We start from the raw sequence: 13,908 nt of genomic DNA, 5'->3' as shown, positions 1-13,908 counted from the left end.
AAATACAAGTATGGAAATCGGCATTTTTGGTGTCGTGGGTATTATGTTGACACAGTTGGTAAATACGAAAACGCGATTAAAGAATATATACAGAACCAATTGCAGGATGATATTGCAAATGATCAATTAAGTTTATTTGAATCAGTGGACCCGTTTACGGGGAAGCGAGAGAAAAAAGGCTAAGAAAAAAGCCCCCGAGTAGGGGGCTGCCAGTGATAATAGTGTGATTGCCAGATTGTTTCGATGCGCCCTTTAGGGTGCTACCACAGGTAATTGGCCCTTATAGGGCCTGAGCAAACCACCCGTTTCACGGGTGGTTTTGATTTAATGTCTATTTTTTAGGTATTTTCCAAGCTCACCAGAAATATTTCCTTTATCATCTGCGAAGGCCGCCTCTGTCTTTACAGGGAGCGATGGAAGAAGCTGCAGCGTTTTTTCCTTTCCCATGACGAAAACAGCGGTGGAGAGGATGTCTGAAAGAAGTCCTGCGTCCTTTTCATCTGCGGATATTCGTATGGAAACGGAGGAAAGGCCGTTTTGTACAGGCGCGCCTGTGCGTGTATCAAGAATATGATGATAGCGTATGCCGTCCTTTATAATAAAGTGTTCGTAGTCTCCCGAGGTGGAGAGAACAGCATTTTTCAGCGGCAGGACGCCGAGGAATTCCGGCGGTTCCTTTCTCGGATGGCGGAGCGCTATGCGGAAGGGTTCGCCGTCCTTTTTTTCACCGACGGCGGCTATGGAACTGGTGCCAAGGTCTATGAGTCCTGTTACTTTATGCTTCTCGTAGATACGGCGGCACTCGTCAAGGGCATAGCCCTTTATAACTCCCCCCAGGTCTAGCCCCATTCCCTGAACGGTGAGCCGTGCGCTTTTGTCATCTTCGCGGAGCTCCAGCTTCTCACTGCCCACTTTTTCCTGTGCCGCTTTTATGTCATCCTCTGACGGAAGCGTATCCTTCTTAAAAGATCTGCGCCATAAGGAGGACAGAGGGCGTATAGTGATGTCCCACGCGCCATCCGTAAGCTCCGAATATTTTTGTGAAACGGATAAAATGTGCCATGCCTCGGGAGAAAGCTTTGTCCATTCGCCGCTTCCCGCTGCGGCATTCAGCCTTGCGATGCAGCCTTCATTGTTTTTGACATTAAGCTCGTTTGATATGAGCTTCAGCCGTTCCTCACATTCCGCGACAGCTTTTTCGGCTTCTTTTCCTTCCACGGAAAATCTTGCTGTTGTACCGAACACAGAGACAGTGCGGTCGACGTGCACCGGTTCTTTTTTTGTTTCTGCGCCGCAGGCCGAAAGAAGGAGCAGAAGCACTGCGATAAGCGGGAAAAGTAATTTTCCTCTGATGGCGGTCTTTAGTTTTTCTTTATCTGACACGGCGGTTAGCCTCCTTTTCAAAATATTTTTCAGGTATTCGGCTGCTTTTCAGTCAGTATATCACAAATGAGAATTATTTTCATATTTTTGTGTTTACACATTGACATTCAAAAATTACGGTGATATATTTTAAGTGTTTTCTTGAAAATGATTTTCACTTGTATATGATAATCATTTTTAAAATTTAAGCAATGGTTATTTTTCATAGATTGACCGGAAAGGGGATTTTCTTTTGAACAGCATGGAGCTTTTTCAGAAGGGAGGCCCGGTGATGTACCTCCTTCTTCTTTGCTCGCTGTCGGTGCTGGCGATTGCAATTGACCGATGGCTTTTTTACAGGCGCGCGTCCAACGGCGCGGAGACACTGCTGCAGAGCATTACAGAGGCCGCGGGAAAAGGTCTTTCTTCTGTACTTATTGAGGGAGACAGCGTGACAGCTTTTCTCCTTGATGCAGGAAAAAGGGCAGATTCCTCGGGAAGTGATGTTAGACTCGCTGTGGAGTCTGCATACGGCGAGGCGGCCATGAAGCTTCGCGCGCGGCTCAACTATCTTTCAATGATTGTTACGCTTGCTCCGCTTTTGGGGCTTCTCGGTACGATTTCCGGCATGATTGATTCCTTCAACATTTTCAGTGTTGCTGCCGACCAGCCGCTGGCGATAACGGCAGGAATTGGCGAGGCGCTTATCGCGACAGCGACGGGGCTTTGCGTTGCGATTTTCGCTCTGGTTGTGCATACGGTGCTGGCGTCCCGCATGGACTCGGTGCTGACGATTGCGGACCGTGCGGAGGCGGCGGTGATTTCGGCAGCGGGAGGCGTGTCTCATGCGGCGTAATTTCCACGAGACAAAGGAACCTGCGGTAATGATTATACCTATGATTGACATCATGCTGTTCCTGCTGGTCTTTTTCATGGTCAGCTCGATATTCATGGTGCAGTCGAATACGATACAGGTCAATCTGCCTGCGGCATCTGCCGCAAAGCGTGATACAAGGCCGAACATAGTGCCTGTGGCAGTTGCTGAGGACGGCACAATCCAGTACAGGCAGGAAACAGTGAGCCTGCAGGAGCTTCCTGAGAAGGTCAGGGTGTCGCTTCTTGATGATGCCGAGACGGTTTTTGTTCTCCGCGGCGACAGAAAGACGTCCTACGAAAACATGGTGTCGGTGCTTGATGTCCTGAAGCGCAGCGGCACAAGGCATGTTTCCATTGCCACTGAGCAGAGGAAGGAATAGCTATGGATTATCCGAGCCATTGGCGTATGGCATATCTTGCAGCATTTTTTGCCCATCTTGCGGTATGGCTTTTCATGAGCCTCGCTATGCCCCATCTTTTACGCTCGATTCCCGAGCCTCCTTTAGAGCAGGAAATCGAATGGACGGATATGGCGGCGTTTCCGGGAGAGCTGCCCGCAGGCGGACAGGATAAGGGCGAAGTCTTTGACATACCGGCACAGGAGACGGCAGAGCTTCCTGAGGCCAAGCCTGCTGTTGAGGAGGTCATTACTCCAGAAGATTCTCCGGAGCTTGTGACTGACGAGGAGCCTGTGGTTGCAGCAACCGAGAAGGAAGCGATGGAAAAGCTCCGCAAGGCGGAAAAGGAAGGCAGGGACACCAAGACCATCATTCTGAGCGGTGGTGGAGGCGGCAGCGGAAGCGGCGCTATAATGGCGGAAAACGCCCGCCTGCTGAAATCCTTTTATCCTGCTCCGGGGACAGTTTCCTTTGGCGGGCGCGTAAGTGTTTCTGCGCGCATAGGTGTGGACGGAAGAGTTAAGTCCACAAAAATAAAAATCACCTCGGGCAGGCCTCTTGTGGACGCAGTTGCAATGAGCGCGGCAAGGCACTGGGTGTATAAGCCGGCCACGGACCGCCACGGCAAACCTATGGAGTGCGATGCCATAATTATTATTCCCTTTGAACGATTGAAAGAGTAACTCCTGACACTTTGTCAGGATAGTATTTTTCAATAAATATATTGAGAATGAATATCTTTTGTAATTGGAGAGGCGTTCAGTCATTATGAAATCTGTCAAAAATTTTTTGTTAGCAGTCTTTGCATGTGTGCTGATGCTGGCACCGTCCTGTGCCGACGCGGCACAGACCTGGGAGCAGATCGGAGAGCATATCCGCGTGACGCTGAATGAGGCGGTGGAAATATACCGCGCTGGCGATGTCGACCTGGCGAAGAAAACAGTCAATGATGCTTATTATGCCATTTACGAAAAGGACGGTCTGGAAATGACAATCCGCCGCACCATATCAGCGAAGGATGTCGGCATGACCGAGTATTATTTCAACTGCATGAAGCGTGTCATGATTGACGGAGGTACTCCGGAGGCGGCGAAAGCCGAGGCAGACAAGGTCATGGAGATGATAGACAAGGACGTTGCGCTCCTTATGAACAAGGGTACTGAGCAGGGCGGATGGGCGTCCTTCTGGGCTGCGTTTCTTATTCTTATCCGCGAGGGTATGGAGGCAATACTCGTTCTTGTGGCGATAATAGCTTATCTTTCCCGCGCGGGACGTCCTGAATATCTGAATACCGTTTACAACTGGGCCATTGCGGCGATAGCGGCGAGCTTTCTTTCCGCGTATATATTCAGTACCGTACTGGACAGTGCTTCATCAGGCGCGGGCCGTGAGATTATCGAGGGTGCTACGGCGCTTTTCGCGGTGGTTGTGCTTTTGGCAACAAGTGCATGGATGGGAAGCAAGGCTGATGCAGCGAAATGGAAAAGTTATATCGACGGTCTTGTGAGCAAGACAATTTCCACCGGCAAGATGAGGGCTCTCGGGCTGGCTGCCTTTTTGGCTGTCTATCGTGAGGGCGCAGAGGTAATCCTTTTTTATCAGGCGCTTTTCAACAATGCCTTCGGCGACGTCGATATGATCTGGTTCGGGTTTGCTGCGGGCTGTGCTGTGCTGGCTGTATTGTTCTTCCTAATTCAGCACGGCGCGCTTCGGATTCCGCTTCGTCCGTTCTTCATAATCACCGGAACGCTGATGTTCCTTCTGGCGGTTTCCTTCACGGGAAGCGGCATTGAGGAGCTTCAGGAGGGCGGAGTTGTTTCCATGACACGCATTGAGGGTTTCCCGACCATAGATATTCTTGGCATATATCCAACCTATGAGACTCTGATTCCTCAGGTGCTTTTGATTGCAGGCGCGGTCCTCTGGGTTTTGTACAACTCAAGGAAGACTGGTGCCACGGCAGAAGGTCAGAATTGTTAACAACGGGAGGAGAGTCCGCTTTCCATCCGTTAAATGCCGGAAGGCAAATATATCGGGCAGTCCGTTATAACTCGGCAAAAGATGTCCCCCACTTCTGTAAGTGGGGGCTGGGACAAATAACAGGCGGTGAGCATATCTCCCGCCTCGTTGAAATGCCGCAGAGGAAAGTTTGCCTGTGGCAAACTTTGATTGAAGGCATTATAAAGACGGCGGCCTAAAAAATTTTTTATTGGAGGTTTTATTTATGGTGTTTGGTATGAAGCAGTTGAAGAAGGCGCTGGCAGTCGGAGTCTGCGCTGTTTCGCTTATGGGCTTTTCGGGCACGGCATCGGCCGAGTTCCAGGAGTTTCCTATCGGCGACACGATTCTCGACAAGCAGAATCATTTCGAGTGTGCGCTGGTTTATTTCCAGCCGATTGAAATGCTGCCTGCAGGCATGACTCTTTCGCCGGATAAGGCTGATATCCACATTGAGACGGATATTCACGCTACTGAGGGCAATGATACAGGCTTTGGTGTCGGCGAGTGGATTCCATACCTGACTGTACATTATACCTTCACGAAGCGTGAAAGTGGTGAGAAAATCGAAGGCGTATTCATGCCGATGAATGCCGACGACGGCCCGCACTACGGCGCGAACGTAAAGATGCTGGGTGCAGGAACATACGACTGCGATTTCTATATCGACAGCCCGATACGTCAGAACTACGGCGTACACGTTGATAAAGAGACAGGTGTCAAAGGCCGTTTCTGGGAAGAGCCGGTTCATATGCACTGGGTATTTGATTACGTTCCGCGCAAATGGTAATCCTTCGGTGAGCTTTAAAGTAGATTGAATGTGTTTTTGAAGATGGTGGGGTGTTAACGCACTCCACTATTTTTCAATGAGGATGAAAGGAAGGGAGCAAAAGATGCTCCAGCTATTTTTACAGTCCTTCATTCCCGCGATGGAGGAAGGAGTCATGCTGACGGTTCCGTTGGGAATACTGCTTGCGATTCTCGACTGCTTTCCGGAGCGTAATTTTCGCGGGACATTTTGGCGTTCAATTAAATGGGGATTTTTCGTATCGCTGTTCTTTACCGCGGTCAAGATGGGTACCCGGCAGGCGGTGAGCCGCGAGGGCTTCGAGGCGTTTGCCATATTCGTTTCCATTTTGAGCGCGCTTATGCTTTTGGCAATTCTGCCGTCCTACACGGGAGATGAGAAACGTGCGAAGGCTGTCCGCTTTGCGGCTGTTGTTCTGGTTGTCGGCTTTTTCTGCTATCACGGCATGGAAATCTGGCTGATGCCTGTAAGCATAGTCGTTGCCGCGACGGGAGAGCTTTTCACTCCTGAGGTTCTCGTGAAGTCGCTGGGCTTCGGCGGCGGTGTCTTCGTCGGGATGCTTTCGGGCTATCTCGTCTACAAGGCGTCGGCGGCTTTGAGCTATAAAAGGAAAATGTTTGTCTATGCGGTGCAGGCGGTGGCCTGTATCATACAGCAGGGAATTTATCTGATTCAGGTTTTGATGATACGGAGGATTATCGGCGGCGCGGCACTGATGAAAACAATGGGGCCTCTTATAGACAATCAGCGGCTTCTGATTTTCGCTGTGTTCTTCGTGACATTTCTGGTTCCTGTTACCCTTTATCTCCAGCCAAGGCCCGAAAAGCCCGACGGAGCAAATCCCGCCGAGTACAGGAAAATCCTGACTGCCGCAAAGCATAAGCTCCGCTGGGGCACAGGGGTTATAGCGGCGCTTGTTGTTATGGTGTTTATGTCAAGCGTGGGCTACAGCTATGCGACCAAGGTGGCGGAGCTGGTACCTGCAATACCTGTGGCGGCGGAAAACGGCTTCGTTTCCGTGCCTATTGCGGATGTTCAGGACGGTCATCTGCACCGTTATTCCTATCGCACGCAAAATTCGACCACTGTTCGTTTTATCATAATCCGCAAGGGCGGCAACGCATACGGTGTCGGTCTGGATGCCTGTGAGATATGCGGTCCTACGGGGTATATTGAGCGCGAGGACCAGGTGGTCTGCAAGCTCTGTGACGTGGTCATGAATAAAGCTACCATAGGACTGCCGGGAGGCTGCAATCCCATTCCGCTGGAGTACAAGGTTGAGAACGGAGGAGTCCGTATTTCCGAGGAAAATCTCGAAAAGGCAAAAAAGCATTTCAGATAAATAAGGAGGCGTGAAATGTTCTGGCAAATGGTAAAGGGAGCGCTGCTCCGTCAGAAGGGGCGGTTTGTTTTGATAGCGCTGACCGTCGCTCTGGGAGTTTCGCTGGCTACAGCAATGCTGGATGTCGCCTTCGATGTCGGCTCCAAGGTAAATAAGGAGCTGAAAGCATACGGCGCAAACATCACAGTTACGCCGCGGGGGCAGAAGGTACTGAAGGACGTATACGGCGTGGACAACGCGGTAGGGCACAAGGAATATTTGCGTGAGGACGAGCTGGGAAATATCAAAACGATTTTCTGGACCAATAATATAGTTTCCTTTGCGCCCTTTCTGGACAGTGAGTGGAAGGGGCAGAACGGTGAAAAAATCCCCGTGACGGGAACATGGTTCAACAAAAATCTGAAGCTCCCTACAGATGAGGTAGTTACAACGGGTGTGGGCTCCATGCGCTCCTGGTGGCATGTAGAGGGCGCGTGGCCCGATGATGAGCAGGAGAAAAATGTTCTTGTTGGCACGAAGCTGGCCGCGTCAATGGGGATTTCAGCCGGAGATACTGTTACAGTACACACAGCAGGCGGAACATCAGAAACCCTCTCCGTGACAGGTATTGTTTCAGGCGGCGGAGCAGAGGAGGACCGCATCATCGCTCCCCTTGCTCTGGTGCAGAGGCTTGAGGGACTTTCGGGAAAGGTTGAATCCGTCGAGGTAAGTGCCATAACCACGCCCGAAAACGAGTTGGCAAGAAAGGCCGCCGCGAATCCAAAGGCACTTTCACAGCATGAATATGATATATGGTACTGCACAGCCTATGTAGGTTCTATCGCTTATCAGATAGAGGAGGTTATCCATGACTCAGCGGCGCACCCCGTGCGGCAGATTGCGGAATCCGAAGGAAAGATTCTCGACAAGACAGAGCATCTGATGCTCCTTATCACCGTTTTGAGCCTCCTTTCCTCGGCGCTGGGTGTTTCGAATCTTGTCAGCGCGAACGTCATGGAGCGGAGCCGTGAGCTTGGACTTTTGAAGGCTCTCGGCGCATCAAATCTTACCGTCGTTCTGTCGGTGCTGGCAGAAATTTTCGCGGCAGGTATTCTGGGCGGAATTTTCGGGTATTTCGTGGGTATCGGCTTTGCACAGATTATCGGTGAAACGGTATTCGGCTCGGGTATCGCTGTGAATGTATACGTTATTCCTATCGTAGCGGTGCTGATGACGGCGGTACTGCTTGTGGGCAGTGTTCCCGCGGTGCGGTTCCTGCTGTCGCTGCAGCCGGCGGAAGTTCTTCATGGCAGGTGATTGACGATGTGGAAAAAATACAAAATGTTTCTGACGATGGTGTTTTATTCAATGCTCCGCAGAAAGACCAGGCTTTTCATCACACTTTTGGCAGTGGCTGTAGGCGCTACGATAATCTCCGGAATGGTGACCGTATACAGGGAGGTGCCTGCGCAGATGAGCCGTGCTTTCCGCGCCTACGGAGCGAATCTTCTTGTACTTCCCTCCGGGGAAAGAACAGAGGTATCGGAGGAAAGGCTGAAGGAAATACGTGCATCGCTCGCTGACTATGAAATCGTGGGTATTGCCCCGTTTCTATACGACACATTGGCGGTGAACAAGCAGCCTGTTATCGTGGGCGGAACGGATTTTGCCGAGCTTTCAAGGGTAAGTCCGTATTGGCAGATAGACGGCGCTTATCCCCGTGAAGGAGAAAAGGAAGTGCTTCTCGGCTCGGAATTTGCTCAGCGCCTCGGCGCAAAAAAGGGTTCAAGTGTATCCATAAGCGCCGGGGAGGGAAAGGCCGTTCAGAATTACACGGTGTCCGGCATTGTGCGGACAGGCGGTAAGGAAGAGCAGCTTGCTTATGTGGCGCTGCCTCAGCTTCAGCGCATGACAGGACGGAAGGGAGCAGTATCCCTCGCCCAGGTCAGCGTTGTGGCTGACGGTGAGCAGCTTGAGGAGGTCGTTTCAAAGGTGGCCGCGGGAACCCGAGATGTCACGCCGCAGCTTGTAAAGCAGATTGCGCATTCCGAAGGGACTGTTCTAGGAAAGCTGCAGGCGCTTGTGCTGCTTGTTACGCTTGTGGTACTTGTTCTGACACTTATTTGTGTTACGACGACCATGATGGCGGTAGTAACGGAGCGCCGAAAGGAAATCGGACTCAAAAAGGCTCTCGGTGCCGGAAACCGTGACATTGTACTGGAATTTCTGGGCAACGGCTGTCTTTTGGGAGCATTTGGCGGTATTGTCGGTACGGGACTGGGATATATTTTCGCTCAGAGCGTCAGCCTTAATGTCTTCGGCAGGGGCATAGAGTTTTCTCCGCTGATTGCGGTGTTTTCTCTTGTGCTGTCCATCATTATCACGGGGCTGGCAAGTCTTATTCCCGTCAGAATCGCTACAGGCGTAGACCCGGCGATAGTGCTTCGCGGCGAATGAATTTGGAGGATTTTTTATGAGTTTGCTTGAATTAAAAGACGTTTCCATGGAATATAACGGCAAGGTGAAGGCTCTGGAGCATATCAATCTTTCGGTTGAGCGTGGTGACTGGGTTGCCATTATGGGGCCGTCAGGCTCAGGAAAGACAACACTTATGAATATTATCGGCTGCATGGACACGGCGACCGGCGGCAGCGTGGTTCTTGACGGTGTGGACATTACCAACGCCGGCCGTCCCGAGCTCATGCGTATACGCCGCGACAAAATAGGCATGGTGTTTCAGCAGTTTCACCTGATTCCCTATCTTACGGCGGTAGAAAATGTCATGGTTGCCCAATATTATCACAGCATGCCGGACAGGGAGGAAGCCATAGCGGCTCTCGCGCGTGTCGGCGTTGCAGAGCGTGCGGACCATCTGCCGAGCCAGCTTTCAGGCGGTGAGCAGCAGCGCGTCTGCATAGCACGTGCTCTTATCAATTATCCTGTGCTCATACTGGCTGACGAACCCACGGGAAATCTTGACGAGGCCAACCAGAATCTTGTCATGCAGATTTTCCGTGAGCTGCACGAGGAAGGACACACTATTCTTACTGTCACTCATTCCCCGGAGGTTGGCGCGGCGGCAGAACGCTGCGTTGTCATTGAGCATGGGCACATGAAGGCGCAGTGAGAGGAAGGGGCGGTAATATGAAGAAAATGCTGACGGCTGCAGCTGCCCTGGCAGTGGCTGTAGCTGTTTCAGGCTGCGGCGGAGATACGGCGTCACCAAAGCAGGAGCAGAAGCAGGCGGCGAACGCGGCAGATGACCTCTCAGCTGCGAAGGACGGCACCTACTCGGCGGTGAGCCGAAAGGATGAAATGGGAAGCGGACGTATCACTATAGTAATCAAAGATCACAAAATCAAAGCGGCTCAATTTGACGGGCTGAATCCCGACGGCGTTGTGAAGGACGAGACCTACGGAATGAGCGACGGAGAAATAAAAAATGAGGGCAAATATAAAAAAGCGCAGCTTGCAGTGAAGGCACACAAGGACTTCGCGGATCAGCTTGTGGAGCGGCAGAAGCTTTCCGAGGTGGATGCCATAGCAGGAGCAACCGTATCCTACAACCAGTTTGTCGAGGCAGCACAGGATGCCATTGAACAATCGAAAAAATAAAATATCTCCCCCTGCAAAAGACTTTCATGAAAATACTTATGGAAGTCTTTTTGTTTTTGCGCAGATGATATGGTAAATGTGGTAAAATATAAATAAATATACGTAATGCTAATCTACCAAATGCGGATTTGAAAGGATTCAGCGCTATGATTCACATTGATTCTGCGGATGAGAGGAAAATTGTAAGCTCCGGTACATGGTACGCCTGGCTGAATAAAGACGGGGTTACCCTGTCTATTCATTTTTCCGATGCAATCCGTCATATGCTTGGCTATGAGTCAAAGGAAGAATTTCCCGATACGGCTGAGTGCTGGCTGGAGCACGTGCATCCGGACGAACGTAAAATGGTTGAGTACGGGGCGATGGCGGTATGCAGCGGAAAGACGGATGCCTTTGACCTGGAATACAGAGTGCGGAGAAAAACGGGAGAATATCTTCCGATAAATGCAACGGGTGATATTCTTGATACCTCCGACGGGAAGCTTCTCCACGGCTCTATCATCGACCTGTCGGATAAATTTGAAAACCGCAAGGGACACCGTTTTGAAGAGGTGCTGCCGCTGAAGCAGCGCCTTATCAATGCGCTTTTTACCCAGTATGACGTGCTTCTTTACATCAATCCCGTGGAGCACCGCATATCCATGATTGAAAACAACGTCATGACAGAGGGGCATGACCACCTGACCAGAATTTTTGACGGGCGCGTATATGAGGAAAGCGTAAAGGACTATATTGATTTCTTTGTCGCTCCTGAGGAGCAGGAACAGATACGCAAGGAAACCTCCCTTGACTATCTTTTGGCGCATATTGAGGAGGGTAAAACCTTCCAACTCAAATTTACACTGGTTAAGACTGCAGGGACAAGACATCATGTAATGCTGAACTACGCCCACCTGAAGGATGCCGAGGGCAACGTACATTTTGCCTGCGGTTTTCTGACCATCGACGCTGTAATGCGGGAGGAGCAGAGAAAACAGGCGGAGCTCAAGGCTGCACGGGAGGCTGCCGATGCGGCAAACAAGGCGAAGTCCAAGTTCCTTTTCAACATGTCCCATGACATACGCACTCCGATGAACGCCATCATCGGTTTTACGAATCTTCTGGAGGAACATATCGACGACCGAGAAAAGGCGCTGGACTACATCAAAAAAATTCAGGCCTCCAATGATTTCCTGCTGTCGCTCATAAACAACGTGCTGGAGATGGCGCGGATTGAGAGCGGCGAGGCGGTGCTGGACGAGACTCCCGTAAGGGCCCGGGATTTTATCCGTGAAATCTGCGCTGTCTTTGAGGGGCAGATGGCGGAAAAGAAGCTTACCTTCAAATATTCCGCAGACATAAAGCATGATGTGGTGCTGATGGATGTAACAAAAATGCGCGAGATTGTCCTCAACCTCATCAGCAACGCGTATAAATACACCCTGAAGGGCGGTACGGTCTCCCTTGAGCTTTCGGAGCTTTCGCAGGACGAGAGCGGCAGATATGTGTATGAGATGAAGATTTCCGATACGGGAATCGGCATACCTAAGAACTATCTTCCGCAGATTTTTGATGCCTTTTCAAGAGCCGCGACTACGACACAGAGCGGTATTCTGGGAACGGGCCTCGGAATGCACATCGTCAAGGAGCTTGTTGAGCTGATGGATGGAACCATCGAGGTTTTCAGCGAGCTTGGGAAGGGAACGACCTTTGTGGTACGTATTCCGCACCGTGTGACGGAGGAAACCGTGAAGCTAAGGAAGGACAGCACGAAAAAAGAAGATACAGGAATTGTCAGGGGCAAGCGGGTGCTCCTTGCGGAGGACAACGAAATCAACGCCGAAATAACAATGACTGTTCTGAAGGATAAAGGCCTTGAGGTGGAGCATGCCGAGGACGGCGTTGTCTGCATAAACATGCTGGATAAAGCCGCGCCGGACTATTATGACATCATCCTGATGGACATTCAGATGCCGAACATGGACGGCTATCAGGCAACACGGGAGATACGCGTCATGGCAGACCCTGTGAAGTCGAAAATCCCCATTGTGGCAATGACAGCAAACGCCTTCAAGGAGGACGTTGAAAAAGCTTTGTCCGTGGGAATGAACGCCCACATAGCAAAGCCTGTGGACGTCAGGAAAATGATGGAGACGCTGACGGAGCTTTTGAAATAAGAATGCGGGGCTGTGAAAAAAGCAACAATAATGCCTTCTCCTTTAGGGGTGTCGATATGCCTGTGGCATATCGGCTTGGGCCCGAAGGGCTCGGATGAGGTGCTCCCCAAAGTGCCTGCTATGTACATAAATAGCGGCTTTCCTTGGTGTACCTCATCCACCACTACGTGGTCCCCCTTCCCCAATGGGGAAGGCAAGAAATGCTTTTTTTACAGCCCCTTTTTGATATGAGCATTTTTATGATTATGATAAAATACAGATAGGGACAGAAGGGAGGCGGTGTCAGTGGGACTGGAAAAAGAATTCAAGGAAATACTTGAGGAGCTTTCAGCGACGGAGGATGCTTACGCGAAAATCGCATTTGTGGGACAGCCGGGCGCAGGAAAGTCCAGCATTATAAACGGTCTCCTTTGTGAAAAAGCCGCAGAGGTGGGACAGGGTACGGATATTACCAGAGAAGCGGCGGAATACACATATTCCTTTAACCGCCTCGTTGACCTGCCGGGCTACGGCACGGATATGTTCAGGTTTGAGGACTGGAAGGAAAAATTTTCCCCTGAGCAGTACGACGTATTTGTATTCGTTTTCAGCGGAAAGCTCACTGAGGACGATTCCCGTATGCTTGCCGACCTCAGGGAATACGCCTCCTGCCTCGGGCGTCCACGTCCGGTATTCCTCGTCAGGAATCACGGCGAGGAGCTGGAAAAAGAGGATTTGGAGCATGTACGGGCCGATATATACAGCCACCTCGGACTCACGGAGGAGGATGTGCCGCTGTACTTTGTGGACTGCCGATACAAAAAAGGCTTTCTTGAGCTGGAGAGAGCTTTTTTCGACATGGACTACAGGCAGATATGGCAGAGCCGGATAGAAGGAGTTTTCTACGGAAAATGTATGCAGCGGCTGGAAAAATGCAAAAAGAAGGCGGAGGAAGCCGTGGACGGTCATAAGGTCGCGGCAGGACTCAACGGCGCGAACCCTATACCGGGGCTCGACATAGGCGTGGATATGGCGCTTTACATGGATATGTTCAGCGATATAAGAAAGGCGTACCATATAGATGACAAAGACCTGTCCAGGTACTCCCTGATGCCGATTGTGAGGCAGGTTTTGGAGCTTGCCACGAAAAACGGCATCACGCTGCTTTTGAAAAACAGCGCTGGAAAGGTGTTCGTTCAGAAGATTACAAAATACATCCCCCTTATCGGTACGGCGTTCGCGGCAGGGCTCGGATATAAGCTTTGCGAATATGCAGGTGAGGAATACATAAAGGACTGTGAGCAGGCGGCAGAAAAAATCATGGACGCCCTCATGGAGGAACAGATAAAGAAGTGGGAAGATGACTCGCAGCTTCTGCTGCTGAAGGAGGCATAA

General features: G+C 50.9%; 14 protein-coding genes. 13 read left to right on the top strand and 1 reads right to left on the bottom strand.

The window, feature by feature from the left end; genetic code table 11:
• The coding region (locus BUA83_RS10190) for a transposase (protein WP_200796051.1) at positions 1-183 on the top strand (183 nt) is incomplete at its 5' end.
• A 141-nt stretch (positions 184-324) separates the two neighbouring features.
• Here BUA83_RS10190 and BUA83_RS10185 read toward each other — a convergent pair.
• A complete protein-coding gene (locus BUA83_RS10185; protein WP_072936188.1) occupies positions 325-1,383 on the bottom strand; it encodes an FAD:protein FMN transferase in 1,059 nt (352 codons plus the stop codon).
• 271 nt (positions 1,384-1,654) lie between these two features.
• Here BUA83_RS10185 and BUA83_RS10180 point away from each other — a divergent pair, with 271 nt between their 5' ends.
• The 12 genes from BUA83_RS10180 to BUA83_RS10120 all read left to right on the top strand — a co-directional run bounded on the left by BUA83_RS10180 (position 1,655) and on the right by BUA83_RS10120 (position 13,908).
• Entirely contained in the window at positions 1,655-2,218 is a 564-nt protein-coding gene (locus tag BUA83_RS10180) for a MotA/TolQ/ExbB proton channel family protein (protein WP_072936193.1), read from the top strand.
• Positions 2,208-2,618, top strand: coding sequence for an ExbD/TolR family protein (locus tag BUA83_RS10175; RefSeq protein ID WP_072936187.1), 411 nt, complete (start codon positions 2,208-2,210; stop codon positions 2,616-2,618). Before BUA83_RS10180 ends, BUA83_RS10175 begins: the two co-directional genes overlap by 11 nt.
• A gap of 2 nt (positions 2,619-2,620) precedes the next feature.
• On the top strand, positions 2,621-3,319 hold the full coding sequence (locus BUA83_RS10170) for a TonB family protein (RefSeq protein ID WP_072936186.1): 699 nt from the start codon (positions 2,621-2,623) through the stop codon (positions 3,317-3,319).
• Between the two features lie 85 nt (positions 3,320-3,404).
• Complete coding sequence (locus BUA83_RS10165; RefSeq protein WP_072936185.1) at positions 3,405-4,616, top strand: FTR1 family iron permease; 1,212 nt, start codon at positions 3,405-3,407, stop codon at positions 4,614-4,616.
• Positions 4,617-4,860: 244 nt separating this feature from the next.
• The gene (locus BUA83_RS10155; RefSeq protein ID WP_072936183.1) at positions 4,861-5,424 is read left to right on the top strand and encodes an iron transporter; all 564 of its coding nucleotides are present in this window, start codon (positions 4,861-4,863) and stop codon (positions 5,422-5,424) included.
• A 154-nt stretch (positions 5,425-5,578) separates the two neighbouring features.
• Complete coding sequence (locus BUA83_RS10150; RefSeq protein WP_234988319.1) at positions 5,579-6,784, top strand: DUF2318 domain-containing protein; 1,206 nt, start codon at positions 5,579-5,581, stop codon at positions 6,782-6,784.
• Between the two features lie 15 nt (positions 6,785-6,799).
• Positions 6,800-8,080, top strand: coding sequence for an ABC transporter permease (locus BUA83_RS10145; protein WP_072936181.1), 1,281 nt, complete (start codon positions 6,800-6,802; stop codon positions 8,078-8,080).
• A gap of 6 nt (positions 8,081-8,086) precedes the next feature.
• Positions 8,087-9,220 (top strand): ABC transporter permease, encoded by a 1,134-nt coding sequence (locus BUA83_RS10140; RefSeq protein ID WP_072936180.1) that lies wholly within the window; start codon positions 8,087-8,089, stop codon positions 9,218-9,220.
• Positions 9,221-9,236: 16 nt separating this feature from the next.
• Complete coding sequence (locus BUA83_RS10135) at positions 9,237-9,890, top strand: ABC transporter ATP-binding protein (protein WP_072936179.1); 654 nt, start codon at positions 9,237-9,239, stop codon at positions 9,888-9,890.
• 17 nt (positions 9,891-9,907) lie between these two features.
• Entirely contained in the window at positions 9,908-10,378 is a 471-nt protein-coding gene (locus BUA83_RS10130; RefSeq protein ID WP_072936178.1) for an FMN-binding protein, read from the top strand.
• Between the two features lie 146 nt (positions 10,379-10,524).
• Positions 10,525-12,534, top strand: a complete 2,010-nt coding sequence (locus tag BUA83_RS10125; protein WP_072936177.1) for a hybrid sensor histidine kinase/response regulator — start codon at positions 10,525-10,527, stop codon at positions 12,532-12,534.
• A gap of 285 nt (positions 12,535-12,819) precedes the next feature.
• Positions 12,820-13,908, top strand: coding sequence for a GTPase (locus tag BUA83_RS10120; RefSeq protein ID WP_072936176.1), 1,089 nt, complete (start codon positions 12,820-12,822; stop codon positions 13,906-13,908).

The sequence above is a fragment of the Schwartzia succinivorans DSM 10502 genome, from assembly GCF_900129225.1.
In the GTDB taxonomy this organism is placed as follows: Bacteria; Bacillota; Negativicutes; order Selenomonadales; family Selenomonadaceae; genus Schwartzia; species Schwartzia succinivorans.
Note: the sequence above shows the minus strand (reverse complement) of the source record. Positions and strands in the feature narration are given on the sequence as shown.